Below are 15,988 nucleotides of genomic sequence, written 5' to 3' on the forward strand. Positions count from 1 at the left end.
TCGGTTTCAGACCGGGCCCAGGCGCCGGTGTTCTGTGCAGCAGTAGGCTTGTTCGCCCACCATCAGTGCGTCTGCCTGCGGAATGTGAACGCCGCAGTGGGCACAGGCCAGCATGTTCTGCGGGAGGGCCAGCGGAGGTGCAGGCGGCTTGGAAGCGTTTGCATCCGGCGCGCGTCGGCTGCGCCAGATACCAATGGCGATAGCCAGAACCACCAGCAAGACCAGGTATTTCATGCGCTGCGGCCCAGGACGACTTCCATGACAAAGCGGGAGCCCACATAGGCCAGCAACAGCAGCGCTGATCCGGCATAGAGCACGCGCACGGCATTGCGTCCCCGCCACCCGAAGCGTGCTCGGCCCACCAGCAACGTGGCAAACGTGATCCAGGACAGCAGCGAGAACACGGCCTTGTGGTCCCACCGCCAGGCCCTGCCGTACAGCGTGTCACCAAACAGCCAGCCCGCCAGCAGCGTGGCAGTCAGCAGGATGAAGCCCGCCGTCACAAACCGGAAGGTCAGGCGCTCCAGTGTGAGCAGGGGGATGCCGCTGTGGGGATCTTCGGCCTGCCGGATGCGTTGCTCTGCGCGTGTCATCAGCCAGGCGTGCACCACGGCGGCGGCAAACAAGCCATAGCAGGCAATGCCCAGCGCCAGGTGCAGCGGCAGCCAGGCGGAAGCCGTCACATGCAGCGGCTGGCCCGGAAAGAGCATCGCCAGCACAATGGCAACCGCCCCCAGCGCTGCCAGTATCCAGCGTGACTGCATCTGCGGAAACAGCTGCCGCTCTACCGCGTACACCGTTAGCACCAGCCAGGCGGTCATCGACAAGGCGGGTGCAAAACCAAATCGGGGGGAATCGCCCCACAGGCCCCATACCAGCATGGCGCCATGCAGCAACCAGGCCACCAGCAGTGCATTGCGCGCCGCTGTAGCGCCCAGCCGCGAGGATGCGGCAGCCGGAACGGCGTATGCCACGGCAGCGGCCAGGGCCAGGAGCCAGCTGGCAGGGGAAGCACTGGGTAAAATCATGGATCGCAGTTTAGCCTTTCGCCCCACCGCCAGCACCCTGGCGCGCAGGCAACACCGGACATCTCCCCTATGGCCTCCGCCCTTACCGACAAACTCACGCGCCTCGTCAAGGAGATGCGTGGCCAGGCCCGCATCACCGAAACCAATGTGCAGGACATGCTGCGCGAGGTGCGCATGGCCCTGCTCGAAGCCGATGTGGCCCTGCCGGTGGTGCGCGATTTCATCGCCCGTGTCAAAGAGAAGGCCCTGGGCCAGGAAGTGCTGGGCTCGCTCAAGCCCGGTCAGACGCTGGTCAGCATCGTCAACCGTGAACTGGCCGCCACCATGGGCGAGGGCGTGGCTGACATCAACCTGGCCGCCCAGCCGCCCGCCGTGATCCTGATGGCTGGTCTACAGGGCGCGGGCAAGACCACCACCACGGCCAAGCTGGCCAAGCACCTGATCGAAAAGCGCAAGAAGAAGGTGCTGACCGTGTCGGGCGACGTGTACCGCCCGGCCGCTATCGAGCAGCTCAAGACGGTGACCAAGCAGGCCGGTGCCGAGTGGTTCCCCAGCACCCCCGACCAGAAACCTCTGGACATCGCCCACGCCGCGCTGGACTACGCCAAGAAGCACTACTTTGACGTGCTGCTGGTCGATACGGCGGGTCGCCTGGCCATCGATGAAGCCTTGATGAAGGAAATCAAGGACCTGCACGCCGCGCTGAACCCTGTCGAGACCCTGTTCGTGGTCGATGCCATGCAGGGGCAGGATGCCATCAACACCGCCAAGGCCTTCAAGGAAGCGCTGCCGCTCACCGGCATCGTGCTCACCAAGCTCGACGGCGATTCGCGCGGCGGTGCTGCGCTGTCCGTGCGCCAGATCACGGGCGCGCCCATCAAGTTTGCGGGTGTGTCCGAAAAGCTCGACGGCCTGGAGGTGTTCGATGCCGAGCGCCATGCAGGCCGCATTCTGGGCATGGGAGACATCGTGGCCCTGGTGGAGCAGGTCACCGCCGGGGTGGACATGGAGGCTGCGCAAAAGCTGGCGGCCAAGGTCAAGAGTGGCGACGGGTTCGATCTGAACGACTTCCTGTCCCAGATCCAGCAGATGAAGCAGATGGGCGGGCTTTCCAGCCTGATGGACAAGCTGCCGTCTCAGCTGACTGCCAAGGCAGGCGCACTGGACATGGACAAGGCGGAGAAGGACATCAAGCGCAAGGAAGGCATCATCCAGAGCATGACGCCGCTGGAGCGCCGCAAGCCCGAACTCATCAAGGCTACGCGCAAAAAACGCATCGCCAACGGGGCGGGCGTGCATGTGCAAGAGGTCAACCGCTTGCTCAAGGAGTTTGAGCAGATGCAGGGCATGATGAAGAAGATGAAGGGCGGCGGCCTCATGAAGATGATGAAGAAGATGGGCGGGATGAAGGGTATGGGCGGGGGCGGCATGCCCAAGATGCCTTTCTGAGCCCCCGGCGCTGAAATGCAAAAACCCTGAAGAGGCGCGGCTTCTTCAGGGTTTTTTGCATTCGGGGGAGACGGGCTTGTGGCGGCCGGCTTATGGCGCTTTCGGTGCTTGCAACCAGTTCTTGAGAGGTTGATTCGCCCAGGCCTTGGCCTCGTCACCGACAAAGATGCGCGGCTGGGATGCGGGGACCTTGCGGCGCCTTTCCTGCGCTGCGATGGATTTCTGCGCCTCGCCCATCCAGCCGGTCACAGAACGGTTTTCTGCGCCCGCCTGGCCAAACAGCGCTTCGGCAAACGGTGTGTGGTCGCCTTTGTACTGGCAATTGAAAGTGGTGCGGCGGGCGTCCGTGGCAGTGAGCAGCACGCGGTTCGGAGCTTTCAGGGGCTCGATGAACGCGCCGCTGTAGCAGGCGGAAAGCACCACCAGCGTTGGCACATCGTTGAGCGGGGCCAGCGCATTGCTAAGGATTTGGGGGGTGAGCGGCGGCAGGTGTTTGCCGCCCGCGTTGATGTTGAGCAGACCGGGGTTGCTGTGGGTCGAAATGAACAGCAGAACGCGGTCTCGCGGGCGCGCCACTTCGGCCATTTTGGACATCACCAGCGCGAAGTTCTCGGGGGTGGCCTGCGGCCAGTCGGCGCTCTGATCGCGTGCCGGGTTGGCCAGCTTGAGCATCAGCGCATTCGGATCGATATCTTTGACCAGCTTTTCGGCCAGAAGCACGTCGTTGCGGAAAACCTTGGATTGCGAATGCATCGCAAATCCCGCAAAGATGATGCGCCCTGGGGGCTCGGGTGGTGGAGCCGGTGGTGCTGGCGCAGCGACTGGGGCCGGTGCTGCCACGGGAGCCTTTGCTGAGGGCGCGGCGCAGCCGGTGATGACAAGGGCCAGGGCGAGTGCGCTGGCATGGCACAGCCGCTGGCGGGCGACAGTTAAAAACAGAGACGATTGCATCGATGACAGGGCCGCACACCGCAGAAACCGCGATGAATCGGTTTCACGCACAGGGGCCGGTTGGAAGGGATGCGTATCGTAACGGTGCCCCAACAGCGGGGGGCGCCACCCTGCTGCTGGGGAATGTGCTGTTTTTCGGTGCTAGCGCTTATTGATAAACATTTTATTGCTATAAATAAAATAGCAATCGCAAAAAAGCCGGTGCATGCACCGGCTTGTGGCTTGTGGGGCAATTGTCACATGCCTACAACGCTGCCAGCGGCGCTGGCCGTGCCAGCCGGCTTGCATGCAGCCAGGCCCGGCGCAGCACCGGCGGTGACCAGGACTCCTCGGGGATCAGCAACAGGCGTTGTGCGCGCATGGCCTTGCCCAACGCGATCTGGCTGGTGAACACGGCCAGCGGTATGGCCAGCGCCAGGGGCAGGCCCACAGGCATGAGCCACAGCAGGGCGCTGCTATCGATCACGGCGACACCCACTGCCAGCAGGGCAATCACCAGGCTCATGGGTGCCAGCTGGCGCACGGCGTGGCGCCAGGGCACGGCATGGGCTTCGCGCGGGGGCGACTTCCATTCCAGCTTCAGACCGGTGAGCGCAATCAGCACGAACAGCGAATGCGCCAGCATGCGGATGGGGGCCTGCAGGATGGCCAGCACACTCTCCAGCGCGGCGCTCTTGAGCAGGCTGACGGCACCGCCGTATTCCTTTTGCTCGCGGCGCATGAACACGGCGGCCACACCCAGGATGCGGGGCAGGAACAGCATGCACAGCGTCCAGGCCCACAGCGACAGCAATTCGGCCGGCAGGATGTGCCAGTCGGCCACGAGCTTGGCGCCCGACAGCCACAGCGCCGTGCCCAGTGTCAGGAAGGCGAGCCACAGCGGCGCCGACAGGTAGGCCATGGCGCCCGTGATGAACATCGAGCGGTGCACCGCGTGGATGCCGGGCTCGGCCATCAAGCGTGCGTTTTGCAGGTTGCCCTGGCACCAGCGGCGGTCGCGCTGCAGTTCGGCCAGCAGGTCGGGGGGTTGCTGTTCATAGCTGCCAATCAGGTCCGACACCAGCCACACGTGGTAGCCAGCGCGGCGCATCAGCGCGGCTTCCACAAAGTCGTGCGACATGATGCCGCCCGCCAGGCCACCATTGCCCTTGATCGGCGCGAGGGCGCAGTGTTCCATGAAGGGTGCCACGCGAATGATCGCGTTGTGGCCCCAGTAGTGGGATTCACCCAGCTGCCAGTACTGCATGCCGAGCGTGAACAGGCGACCGGTGACGCGTGAGGCGAACTGCTGCGCGCGGGCGTGCAGCGTGACGTGGCCGATGGCCTGGGTTGCCGTCTGGATGATGCCCGCCGTGGGGTTGGCTTCCATGAGCTTGGCCATCGAGACGATACAGTCACCGCTCATCACGCTGTCGGCGTCCAGCACCACCATGTAGCGGTAGTCCTTGCCCCAGCGGCGGCAGAAGTCGGCCACATTGCCGGCCTTGCGGTGCGTGCGGCGTGCGCGCAGGCGGTAGTACACCTGCACCTGGGGTTGCTGACTGTGCTGCGCCAGGGCGCTGCGCAGTTCCTCCCAGGCGGCGCGTTCAGCCTGGGCGATGGCGGGGTCATAGCTGTCGGACAGCACAAACACGTCGAAGGTGGCCCCGTGGCCGGTCGATGCCACCGACTCGCACGTTGCCCGCAGCCCCGCAAACACGGTGGCCACGTCCTCGTTGCAGATCGGCATGATGATGGCCGTGCGCGCGCCGGGTGCCAGTTCGTGCTCCACCACACTGCGCACGGACAGCGCATGCCTGTCGCCGCGCAGCATGACCCAAAAGCCCATCAAGCCGGTGAGAAAGCCGGTGACCACCCAGGCCGACAGCAGGGCAAACAGCGCGATCTGCCCATAGCCCAGCCACGGGTTCTCATACTCAGGCTGCATGCCGGCAAACAGGAAACTCGCCAGGGCCGTGGTCAGCACCGTCAGCACCGCAAAGGTCCAGCGGCGGCGCTGCGCAGCACCCTCCCATTCCTGGGCTGGCCGGTTTTCGGGCGACGCGGGAGGGCTGGTTTCGGTGCGACCGGTCAGCTTGAGAAGCAGGGCTGTGCCCATGCTGTTCCAGAAGCCGCGCCAGGGCACGGGTGCCATGGAACCCCGGTGGACGGGCGGCGCGGTGACGGCATTGGGATGCCGTTCCTCGCGCAGCGTGCTGCGTTGGGGGTGATGGGGCACCGGGGGGCTTACTCGGGAAGAATGATGTGCGTCCATGTTTCACTCACAGCGTTGTTGTCGTGTTGAAGAAAAGCGCGCAGCTCGATCGGTCGATCGGCCTTTTGGCGCTGTACGCGAACGGTCATGCGCCACTGCTCGGTGGCGGGATTGCGGTAGACGATGTTTTCCAGCACCTTGCCGTTGGCATCGCTGGTCACCACGGCTTTCACGGTGGCGTCAGCGGGCAAAGCCTTGAGGGCGGGGCCGTCGAAATCGACCACGTACTGCGCCTGCTGGCGCAAGGCGGCAGTGGTCTCTTTGGTGTAGCCCACGCCCCGGCGCGATTGCGTGGCCCAGGCCCCGGGCGGCCGCTGCTGTTCATCGCCTTGCCAGCTCAGCTCGTAGGCAAATTCCAGGGGCTGGCCGGGGGCGGGCATCTGGGCGGGTACCCAATACGCCACGATGTTGTCGTGCGTTTCGTCGGGGGTGTTGAGCTGCACCAGTTCGACGCGGCCAGCGCCCCAGTCGTGCAGGGGGCGCACCCAGGCACTTGGGCGGCGCTCATAGCGGGCTTCCACGTCCTCATAGTTCGACCATTGGCGGTCGCGCTGCATCAGGCCAAAGCCTTTGGGATTTTTGGTGGCAAACGATGTGACCAGCGTCTGCTTGGGGTTTTGCAGCGGACGCCAGAGCCATTCGCCTTCGCCCGTGGCAATCATCAGCCCGTCGGAGTCATGGACCTCGGGCCGGAAGTCTTCTTTGCGGGGCTGGTTCTCGCCAAAGAAAAACATGCTGGTCAAGGGAGCAATGCCCAGCGTGGCGATGGGTTTGCTGCCCGTGCTGGGCCGCACAAAAATGCGGCTGCGCACGGTGGTGGTGGTCTGCGTCCCCGGCTGGATGTCGAAGCGGTAGGCGCCGGTGGCACGGGGCGAATCCAGCAGCGCATACACGGTGACCTGTGTGGACAAGGGATCTGGCCGCACCAGCCAGAACTCGGTGAAGCGTGGGAACTCTTCGCCACTGCCACCCACGGTGTCGATGGCCAGCCCGCGCGCTGACAGGCCGTATTGCTGACCCTTGCCCAGTGCGCGGAAGTAGCTGGCGCCCTGGAAGACCACCAGCTCATCCTTGTAGGCGCTGGAGTTGAGGTGGTTGTGCAGGCGAAAGCCCGCAAAGCCGAGGTCGCCCCAGGCCTCAGGCCGCACTTGGTTCTTGCCGTAGTCGAAGTCCGCGCGGCTGTAGCCGATGTGGCGCGCGCCCTGCGGTGTCACCTCGTTGATCAGCACCGGCTCCTTCTGGTACAGGCCCAGGTGGAAGAACATGGCCTCGAACGGCAGCTTTTCGGCGCGCCAAAGGGCACGGTCGGGGCGCCAGCGGATGTCGCGCACCTGGTCGTAGTTGAGTTTGGCGAGGTCGGCGGGGAGCCTGTCGCTGGATGCGCGATAGGGCTTCTCCGCCCGTTCCCGGGCGATGCGGGTGACGCTGTCGAAATCGAAGCTCTGGGCCTGTGCGGCGCCTGCCAACAGGGTGGCGGCCAGCGCTATCGCGGCCTGTGGGAGGCGGCCGGTGAAGCGTGAACAGTGAGAAAAAACAGCTTGCATGCTGAGACTAGGGCAAACCCTGTGCCAGCTTCAAAAAACTGTTTTAAATCAATGGTTTAAGTCATCAATTGCATGTAAGCAGTTGTGCGACTCGTGGATTGGGGGGGAAATCCAGTGTTTTTGTCGCCGAATGGCGACAGTGTGGCAAGGCGCTAGAGAAAAACTGAATCAAATCAACGACCTAGTCGTGTCGCTCATCAGCGACGTCTTCGTTGTCCACAGCGTCGTTCTTGAAGTTTCCGGGGGTCAATGCGTGCTTTTGCAGCAGCCGGTAGAACTCCGTGCGGTTGCGCTGTGCCAGGCGCGCCGCGTCGGCTACATTGCCATCCGTCATCTTGAGCAGGCCCACCAGGTACTCGCGCTCAAACCTTTGCCGGGCCTCGGCAAAGCTCAGCACCTGGGTAGATGGCGTGCGCAGCGCGCGCTGCACCAGCGTCAGGGGCACCAGGGGCGTGGTGGACAGGGCACACACCTGTTCGACGACGTTGTAGAGCTGGCGCACGTTGCCAGGCCAGGCTGCCAGGGTCAGTGCCTTGAGCGCCTCGGGTGCAAAACCTGACAGGCGCTTGTCGTACTTGCGCGCCAGCTTGTCGAGAAAGTGGTTGGCCAGCAGTGCGATGTCTTCGCGCCGCTCTCCCAGGGTGGGCAGCGCCAGCGTGACCACATTGAGCCGGTAGTAAAGGTCTTCGCGGAACTGGGCCGTGGCCATGGCGGCTTCCAGGTCGCGGTGCGTGGCCGAGATGATGCGCACGTCGATGGGAATCGACTGGCTGGCACCCACGGGGCGCACCGCGCGTTCCTGCAGCACCCGCAGCAGCTTGACCTGCAGGGCGGGCGGCATGTCGCCAATCTCGTCGAGCAACAAGGTGCCGCCTTCCGCCGCCTGGAACAGCCCCTTGTGGTTGCTCACTGCGTCGGTAAAGGCCCCTTTGACGTGGCCGAACAGTTCGGATTCGAGAAGGGCTTCGGGGATGGCGCCGCAGTTGACCGCCACAAAGGGGTGGCGCGCGCGCGGGCTGGCGCGGTGGATGGCCTGGGCCAGCAACTCCTTGCCCGAGCCGCTATCGCCCAGCAGCAGCACACTGGCGTCCGACTGGGCCACCATGTAGGCCTCGGCCAGCAGGTCGGTCATGCGGTTGGAACGGCTCACGATGTCGGCACGCCATGCTTCATGGGCGTGGGCATGTGTGACGGCGGGGGCGCTCAGGGCCAGTGCCTGGGCAATCTTTTCCAGCAGTTCTTTGCCGTCGTAGGGCTTGGTGAGGTAGGTGAACACCCCGCGCGAAGTGGCTTCCACCGCGTCGGGAATGGTGCCGTGGGCAGTGAGCAGGATGACCGGCAGCGAAGGGTGTCGCGCACGCACTTCGTCGAACAGCGCGAGGCCATCACGCCCAGGTAGGCGCACATCGCTCAGCACGAGCTGTGGGCGTGCCATGTCCAGCTGCGCTAAGGCCGCCTCGGCCGAGCCCACGGCGACCACGTCGTATCCGGCGGCCTGCAAGCGCAGCGACAGCAGCCGCAGCATGTCGGCATCGTCGTCCACCACAAGGACGCGGGCGCGGGGCGTTGTGCGGGATGGGGTGGGGGCAGCTGCCATGGCGGTTTCCTTTGACACCTTCCTGAGCGATCAGGGCGTGGGGCGCTGGGGGCTACTGCCCGGGGGCGAGGCGGGGGCGGCAGGAAGCGGGGCCGGGCGCGTGGTCAGGCTGCGTTCGATGGCGCGCACGGCCTCCAGCCGTTCGTTGAGCTGGTCGTTGCGGCGCTGCGCCTCGCGCAGTTGCTGGCCCTGCCGCTCCAGCTGGTCTTCCAGCCTGCGTTGCTGCAGAAGCCGCGACTCCATCAGCCGCGCCAGCGGGTGGAGGGCTTGTGCCGCTGCCGCGGTGTTGCTCATCACCCGCTGCACCAGGCCCAGGGCACGGGCCGTATCGACGGGCTGGCGCGTCTGGGCCAATGCTGTTGCCAGAAGGAGGGGGGTCTCCACCGAGGCATCTTCTGCCTCGCCCAGGCGGGCAATCTCTTTGGCCAGCTCTGCGGGGGCCATGCGCAGGGTACGGTCCGTTTGCGCCAGCACCTGCAGGACCGGGGTGGCATCCGAAGGAGCGCTGGTGGCGGCGGCCGGGTTGGGGCGGGGGGATTCCGTAGCCACCGGGGCTGGCGTGGGGGCGGTCATGGGCGGAACAGGCGCTGCAACCGCTTGGGGCGCCGTCGCATTGCATCCGGCCAACGTGATGGCTGCAGCCAGCAACATCACCCATACCGGAAAGTCCAGGGCGCGCATGTTGGTGGGGTGGACGGGAAGACAACTAGGCAGCATGCGGTAGTTCCATGCGAAAAAAGGTGTGGACGCCATCTTCCACCAACCGCACCTGGCCGCCGTGGGCGACGATGTACTCTTGGACGATGGAAAGCCCGATGCCGGTGCCGCGCACTGCGTCGTCCGGCTGGCGGATGCCACGGTAAAAAGGTTCGAACACGCGGTCACGGTCTGCCTGGGCCACACCGGGGCCCTGGTCCGAAACGTCCACGCGCACGCAGCCCGCATGGCGCGAGAGGGACAGCCGCACCGTTCCCCCTTTGGGCGAAAAACGAATGGCGTTGGACAGCAGGTTGCTGATTGCCGAGGCGATTTTGTCGGCGTCAATGGGCAGAGAGATGGCGGATCCTTCCACCAGAACCCGCAGGCCCCGGGCTTGCCATTGCAGCCGCTGGGCTTCCACCTGGGCTTCCAGCAGCGCGAGCAGATCGGTGTCGCGCCGCTGCAGCTGGCGTGCCTCGAAGGCTGCAGCATTAAAGCGCAGCAAGGCTTCAATCTCACCTTGCAAAACCAATGTGTTGTGGTGAAGGATCTGTGTAACTTCGCGCTGGCCGGTATTGAGTTCACCGGTCACACCATCCTGCAGCAGCGCCACGCCCTCGCGCATCGCGGCCAGCGGCGTCTTGAGTTCGTGCGAGACATGGCGCAGGAAGCGGGCCTTGTCCGAATCCAGTTCCAGCAGCCTCAGGCGCAGCCATTCCAGCTGCTGCCCCACGCGGCGTACGTCGTCGGGGCCGGAGATCACCACGGGCGCTTCAAGCTGGTTCTCGCCCAACCGCCGAATCGTGCCTTCCAGCCGCTTGAAAGGACGGGCAAGCCAGATGCCCAGCGCCAGGGCCAGGACGAGCGCCAGGACGATCACCCCTACCACCTGGTGCGTCACGTTGCGGCGGCTCGCTTCCACCCGGTCCTGCAGCGCGCGGTTACGTTGTGCGTTGATCTCCTGGACCGATTGCACGATGGTGGTATGCAGCGCTTCAAGCGTGACAAATTCTTCCGCTACCCGTTGCTCGTTTTCCAGTGCCCGTTCCGGCGGTGCATCCAGCAGTGCCTTCACGGCGTCAAGATGCGCACGCCACTGGCTGGCCTGGTCTTCGGGAAGGCCGCCCTGGTGCAACTGGTCGAGAACGGCTTGTGCCTCTACGGACATTTCGTTGAAGCTGCGCCGCAGCGGCGCATCCCGCAGCACCAGGGACTGGCGTGCCGCGCGCTCCAGGGCCTGCCCGCGCTGGTTCAATGCCTGGGCCGCTGTGCTCAGCGTGGTGGCCTCGGCGGCACCAAGCCGGCTTTGCACCATGAGCTGTTCCAGGGTGTACAGCGCCCGCAACGAGCTGACCCCCAGCAGTCCCGCTATGAGCAGGAAGGCCAGCAGCAAAAGCTGCTGGAACGAGAGGCCGTGCAGCGGGCCGTCGGCCTTGCGAAGATCCGCGCTTGGCGGGGTGTCTGCCGTCATTGCCACTGGCGCCGGGTGCGCGTCAGGCTGCGACTGCCGCCTCGCGGGTGAGCACTTCGCCGCGCAGCGTGTAGGCCTTGGCTTCGGTGATGGTGACATCCACCATCTGGCCTACCAGGCGTGACTGACCCACAAAGTTCACCACGCGGTTGCATTCGGTACGGCCCATCAGCTCGGTGGTATCGCGCTTGGAAGCGCCTTCCACCAGGATGCGCTGCACCGTGCCCACGCGGCTCTCGCTGATGGACTTGATGTTGGCGTTGATGGCGCCTTGCAGGTGCTGCAGGCGGCGCAGCTTTACGTCGTGCGGCGTGTCGTCGTGCAGGCCAGCCGCTGGGGTGCCGGGGCGGGGGCTGAAGATGAAGCTGAAGCTGTTGTCAAAGTGGATGTCGTCAATCAACTTCATCATCTTGTTGAAGTCGTCTTCGGTCTCGCCGGGGAAGCCCACGATGAAGTCGCTGCTCATGGCCAGGTCAGGTCGGATGGCGCGCAGCTTGCGCACCGTGCTCTTGTATTCCATGGCGGTGTAGCCGCGCTTCATGGCCATCAGGATGCGGTCGCTGCCGTGCTGCACAGGCAGGTGCAAGTGGCTGGCCAGCTTGGGCAGCTTGGCATAGGCCTCGATCAGCCGAGGGGTGAACTCATTGGGGTGGCTGGTGGTGTAGCGGATGCGCTCGATGCCCGGGATGTCGGACACGTATTCGAGCAGCAGGGCAAAGTCGGCAATCTCGGCCGTGCCCCCCATCTTGCCCAGGTAGGCGTTCACGTTCTGGCCCAGCAGGGTGATTTCCTTCACGCCCTGGTCGGCCAGCCCTGCCACTTCCACCAGCACGTCGTCAAACGGGCGGCTCACCTCTTCGCCCCGGGTGTACGGAACCACGCAGTAGCTGCAGTATTTGCTGCAGCCTTCCATGATCGACACAAAGGCCGAGGCGCCCTCCACGCGCGCGGGCGGCAGGTGGTCGAACTTCTCGATCTCAGGAAAGCTGATGTCCACCTGCGGTTTGTCCAGGCGCTCGCGCTGGTTCAGCATCTCGGGCAGGCGGTGCAGGGTTTGGGGTCCAAACACCACGTCCACATAGGGTGCGCGCTTGATGATCTCGGCGCCTTCCTGGCTGGCCACGCAGCCGCCCACACCAATCTTCACGCCGCGCGCCTTCAGGTGCTTGATGCGGCCCAGGTCGCTGAAGACTTTCTCTTGCGCCTTTTCGCGCACCGAGCAGGTGTTGAAGAGGATGAGGTCGGCTTCGTCCACGTTCTGCGTGGGCTCGTAGCCCTGGGCAGCGTGGAGCACGTCGGCCATCTTGTCCGAGTCGTACTCGTTCATCTGGCAGCCGAAGGTTTTGATGAAGACTTTTTTGGCCATGGCAGGCTCTCTTGCAATCAGAAAGAAAAAGGGCGGAGCACCGCAGCGCGCCGCAAATATTCAAGGGCCGCGCCGGGACACAGGGCGCGGCTGATGGGTCAACGCATCACTTGCGGATGACGTCGTACTCGGTGCGGTAGTTGCGCTCGACCGTGTCGCTGCCCTTGCGGGGCTGCTCGGCTTCGCCCTGGGTCAGGATCCAGGCGGTGATCAGCATGCCGGTGCTGTTTTCGATCACGTAGTTCACCTTGTAGCTCTGCCCCAGCACCGTGTGCATCATGACCAGCGTGTTCTGAGGGCTCAGCAGGCGCATGCCGGGCGCCAGGCGGATGGTGCGGCCATTGAGCGTGGCCTCCGATGCCGTGTTGAGGGTCAGGGTGCCGCGCTGGGCCGCATCGGGAAAGGTCCGCATGCCGCCAAGCCCAGGCTGTACCTGGGCGGACACCGGCAGGGTGCCGCAGAGCAGGGCGCAGGCCACAGCCGCGAAGAGCTTTCGCGCGGGTGCCGTCGGCGAAGTGAGGGAGAAAGCAGGAGAGGAAGTCGTGGTGCAGCGGTTCATGGTTTACATCCAGGGGCTGAAACAGCGATTCTAAAAGCGGGGCCAATCCCGCAGTTCTCAAAAATAATAGCTGCTCGCGCTTGGTTTTAAAGGATTTCCAGCGATTTCCCATTGAAAACCAATGGTACCAAGCGTCGGCAGCTATGATTTTTGCGGTGCGGCTGCCCAATAAAAAACCCACAGTGCGCAGGCACTGTGGGTTGGATTTGGTGGTCGTAGGTGGACTTGAACCACCGACATCAGCATTATGAATGCTGCGCTCTAACCAACTGAGCTATACGACCGCAGTCCAAGATTATAGAACAAAAATTATTGGTGTGTGAAGTTCGCGGTGCGCTTGTTCATGAAAGCGTCCATGCCTTCCTTTTGGTCCTGGGTGGAGAACAGGGCGTGGAAGAGGCGGCGCTCGAACATCACACCGTCCGACAAGCTGCCTTCGAAGGCGCGGTTGACCGACTCCTTGGCCGCCATCACGGCGATCTGGGAGAAGCCTGCAATGATGATGGCGGCACCCAGTGCTTCGTCCATGAGCTTGTCGTAGGGCACCACGCGGCTGACCAGGCCGGAACGTTCGGCTTCCACCGCGTCCATCATGCGACCGGTCAGGGCCATGTCCATCGCCTTGGATTTGCCCACTGCGCGCGGCAGACGCTGCGTACCGCCTGCGCCGGGGATCACGCCCAGTTTGATTTCGGGTTGGCCGAATTTGGCGTTTTCAGCGGCGATGATGAAATCGCACATCATGGCCAACTCACAGCCACCGCCCAGCGCAAAACCGCTGACAGCGGCAATGACGGGCTTGCGGATGGAGCGGATCGCTTCCCAGTTGCGGGTGATGTAGTCGCCCTTGTAAGTGTCTGCGAAACTGTATTTCGCCATGGCGCCAATGTCGGCGCCTGCAGCAAACGCCTTTTCACTGCCTGTGACGATGATGCAGCCGATTTTTTCGTCCGCATCAAAGGCCTTCAGTGCCGCGCCCAGCTCATCCATGAGCTGGTCGTTCAGCGCGTTGAGCTGCTTGGGCCGGTTGAGCGTGACGATACCAACCTTGTCCGCCTCAATGCGAACCTCGATAGTTTCGTAAGACATGAAATCTCCTGGGTTTATAGGTAGTTATGAAAGCACGAACGAATATACCCAAGCATGCCCGAACCTATGCGCTGGTAGGTAGAACACCGTACCAATCCGGTGTCATGTCCCTGGCTCAGTTCAACCAGCGCCCCAGGGTGCCAGCGTTGGCAATCGACAGGCTCACCGTATCTGGCACCGTGGCGGTGGTGGTGCGGGAGGTCTTCTTGGGGGGTGTGGACGCACTGCGGGCCGACAGTTCGAGCGGCAATCGCAGCAGTCGGCCGTCCCGCGCCACTAGGGCCGTCAAGGATGTCTCGGTGCCAGCATAGAACGCCACATCTTCCAGCTTGCTGATGCGCCACCCCTGGCCTTTCACATCGATGCCCAGCCACTCATCGCCAGCCGCCATGCCCGCCTTTTCCGCAGGGCCGCCTCGCAGCACGGTCTTGATTTGCACGCTGTGGTTTTCTCCCACCCGCAGCCCCAGCCGCTGCGCCCATTGGGGGGGCTCCGCCTTGAGCAAAACGCCGTTGGCTTCCAGCAACTCTGCCAGCGGCAGTTCTGCGGTGCTGTGCACCCACCGCGCCAGTTCTGCGTCGAAGGGCCGGTCGGACAGTTCTTTCAATACTGCCAGCAAATCGTCTTGCGACATCGGGCCGCCCTGGCACCGCAGCCACAGCGTGCGCATGACCTCATCGAGGCTGGTCTTGCCTTCGCGGCGCAGGGCAAGATCCAGGCACAGTGCCACCAGCGAGCCTTTGGTGTAGTAGCTGACGGTCGCGTTGGGGGTGTTTTCGTCCTGGCGGTAGTATTTGACCCAGGCGTCAAAGCTGGCTTGCGCTACGGTCTGCACGGCCCTGCCTGGTGTCTGGAGCACCTGGTTGATGGTTTTGGTGATGAGCTTCAGGTACGCAGCATCGTCAATCAACCCTGCTCGGCGCAGCAGCAAATCGTCGTAGTAACTGGTAAAGCCCTCGAAAAACCACAGCAGCTCCGTGTAGTTTTCGCGGTTGTAGTCGTATTGGGCAAAATCGGCGGGGCGCAGCCGCTTGACGTTCCACGCGTGAAAGTACTCGTGGCTGATCAGGCCCAGCAGTGTGGTGTATCCATCACCAGTGCGGACCTCATCGACCCGTGGCAGGTCGCGCCGTCCACAGATGAGCGCGGTGGAGTTGCGGTGCTCCAGCCCTCCGTAGCCGTCGCCCACAGCGTTGAGCATGAACAGGTAGCTCTTGAAAGGCGCCTTGCCTTCGCCATGCCAGAAGCGGATTGCGGTCTCGCAGATCTTCTGGGTGTCTGCCAGCAGGCGCTTGCCGTCAAAAGAGGGCGCTGCACCGGCCACCACAAAGCGGTGCGGAACGCCCCGGGCCGTGAAGCGGCCGGTCCAGAAGAGGCCCATTTCCACCGGGCAGTCAACCAGCTCGTCGTAGTTCGCCGCAGCGTAGAGACCAAAACCCTTCTTGTCTGTCTTGACGGGAGACAAGCCGGTGGCCACTGACCAAGTGGCCGTAGCAGGCGTGCTGGCAATATCGAGCGTGTGGCGCTGCGTTTCCTGGCCCTGCACGCGCAGGCACAGGCTGGTGCCGTTGAAAAACCCGCGCGATGCGTCCAGCCAGGCCGTGCGCACCGAGGTGTCGTAGGCGCAGACGGCGTAGGACAGCACAAGGGGCTTGTTGGGGCTGCATTCAGCTTGCCACCGATGCTTGTCCAATTGCGTGAGCTTCACTTCCCGCGTGCCCTGGTGGGCTTTGAGCTCTTGCAGATTTTTGGAGAACTCCCGCACCAGATAGCTCCCCGGAATCCAGATCGGCAGCGAGACCTCTTGCTGCGCCGAAGGGTGGGGAATCGTCAGTGCAATGCGAAACAGATGACCGTGCAGGTCCGCTGGCTCAACGTGGTAGTGAATGGCGGCGGATTCTGGCTTTCGGGTTGAGGGCATGGGCAACTGCAGGTTCGGGCCTTGTGGTCAGATGGCGCGGCCCCGTGGGAGCGGGGCCTG

General features: G+C 63.9%; 13 protein-coding genes and 1 tRNA gene. 1 reads left to right on the forward strand and 13 read right to left on the reverse strand.

Going from position 1 to position 15,988, the window contains the following annotated elements:
- Positions 1-6: 6 nt before the first annotated feature.
- Both LPA35_RS07535 and LPA35_RS07540 read right to left on the reverse strand, forming a co-directional pair.
- Entirely contained in the window at positions 7-234 is a 228-nt protein-coding gene (locus LPA35_RS07535) for a PP0621 family protein (protein ID WP_055395021.1), read from the reverse strand.
- Positions 231-1,028: an inner membrane protein YpjD gene (locus LPA35_RS07540; protein WP_228896264.1), complete on the reverse strand. Its 798-nt coding sequence runs from the start codon at positions 1,026-1,028 to the stop codon at positions 231-233. The genes LPA35_RS07535 and LPA35_RS07540 overlap by 4 nt, the downstream gene beginning before the upstream one ends.
- Before the next feature lie 69 nt (positions 1,029-1,097).
- Between LPA35_RS07540 and ffh the strand changes: the two genes are divergently transcribed.
- A complete protein-coding gene (ffh, locus tag LPA35_RS07545; protein WP_055395017.1) occupies positions 1,098-2,477 on the forward strand; it encodes a signal recognition particle protein in 1,380 nt (459 codons plus the stop codon).
- A gap of 90 nt (positions 2,478-2,567) precedes the next feature.
- On the opposite strand, the gene LPA35_RS07550 is transcribed toward ffh, so the two are convergent.
- The 11 genes from LPA35_RS07550 to LPA35_RS07600 all read right to left on the reverse strand — a co-directional run bounded on the left by LPA35_RS07550 (position 2,568) and on the right by LPA35_RS07600 (position 15,928).
- Positions 2,568-3,428, reverse strand: coding sequence for a C13 family peptidase (locus LPA35_RS07550; RefSeq protein ID WP_228896267.1), 861 nt, complete (start codon positions 3,426-3,428; stop codon positions 2,568-2,570).
- Positions 3,429-3,672: 244 nt separating this feature from the next.
- Positions 3,673-5,682: a glucans biosynthesis glucosyltransferase MdoH gene (mdoH, locus tag LPA35_RS07555; protein ID WP_228896269.1), complete on the reverse strand. Its 2,010-nt coding sequence runs from the start codon at positions 5,680-5,682 to the stop codon at positions 3,673-3,675.
- The gene (locus tag LPA35_RS07560) at positions 5,655-7,226 is read right to left on the reverse strand and encodes a glucan biosynthesis protein G (protein ID WP_228896270.1); all 1,572 of its coding nucleotides are present in this window, start codon (positions 7,224-7,226) and stop codon (positions 5,655-5,657) included. Before LPA35_RS07560 ends, mdoH begins: the two co-directional genes overlap by 28 nt.
- A 181-nt stretch (positions 7,227-7,407) precedes the next feature.
- A complete protein-coding gene (locus tag LPA35_RS07565) occupies positions 7,408-8,823 on the reverse strand; it encodes a sigma 54-interacting transcriptional regulator (RefSeq protein ID WP_228896272.1) in 1,416 nt (471 codons plus the stop codon).
- Positions 8,824-8,853: 30 nt separating this feature from the next.
- Entirely contained in the window at positions 8,854-9,504 is a 651-nt protein-coding gene (locus LPA35_RS07570; RefSeq protein WP_228896274.1) for a hypothetical protein, read from the reverse strand.
- A gap of 25 nt (positions 9,505-9,529) precedes the next feature.
- A complete protein-coding gene (locus LPA35_RS07575) occupies positions 9,530-10,993 on the reverse strand; it encodes an ATP-binding protein (RefSeq protein WP_228896276.1) in 1,464 nt (487 codons plus the stop codon).
- A gap of 22 nt (positions 10,994-11,015) precedes the next feature.
- The gene (miaB, locus tag LPA35_RS07580; RefSeq protein ID WP_228896278.1) at positions 11,016-12,359 is read right to left on the reverse strand and encodes a tRNA (N6-isopentenyl adenosine(37)-C2)-methylthiotransferase MiaB; all 1,344 of its coding nucleotides are present in this window, start codon (positions 12,357-12,359) and stop codon (positions 11,016-11,018) included.
- 106 nt (positions 12,360-12,465) lie between these two features.
- On the reverse strand, positions 12,466-12,918 hold the full coding sequence (locus tag LPA35_RS07585) for a hypothetical protein (protein ID WP_228896280.1): 453 nt from the start codon (positions 12,916-12,918) through the stop codon (positions 12,466-12,468).
- Between the two features lie 207 nt (positions 12,919-13,125).
- Positions 13,126-13,202, reverse strand: a tRNA-Met gene (locus LPA35_RS07590).
- Positions 13,203-13,227: 25 nt separating this feature from the next.
- A complete protein-coding gene (locus LPA35_RS07595) occupies positions 13,228-14,007 on the reverse strand; it encodes an enoyl-CoA hydratase (protein ID WP_176886979.1) in 780 nt (259 codons plus the stop codon).
- A gap of 115 nt (positions 14,008-14,122) precedes the next feature.
- Positions 14,123-15,928 carry a M61 family metallopeptidase gene (locus LPA35_RS07600; RefSeq protein WP_228896282.1) on the reverse strand — a complete coding sequence of 602 codons (1,806 nt, stop codon included), beginning with the start codon at positions 15,926-15,928 and terminating at the stop codon, positions 14,123-14,125.
- Positions 15,929-15,988 lie beyond the last annotated feature (60 nt).

It is taken from the genome of Acidovorax sp. Leaf73 (assembly GCF_916855635.1).
In the GTDB taxonomy this organism is placed as follows: domain Bacteria; phylum Pseudomonadota; class Gammaproteobacteria; order Burkholderiales; family Burkholderiaceae_C; genus Acidovorax; species Acidovorax facilis.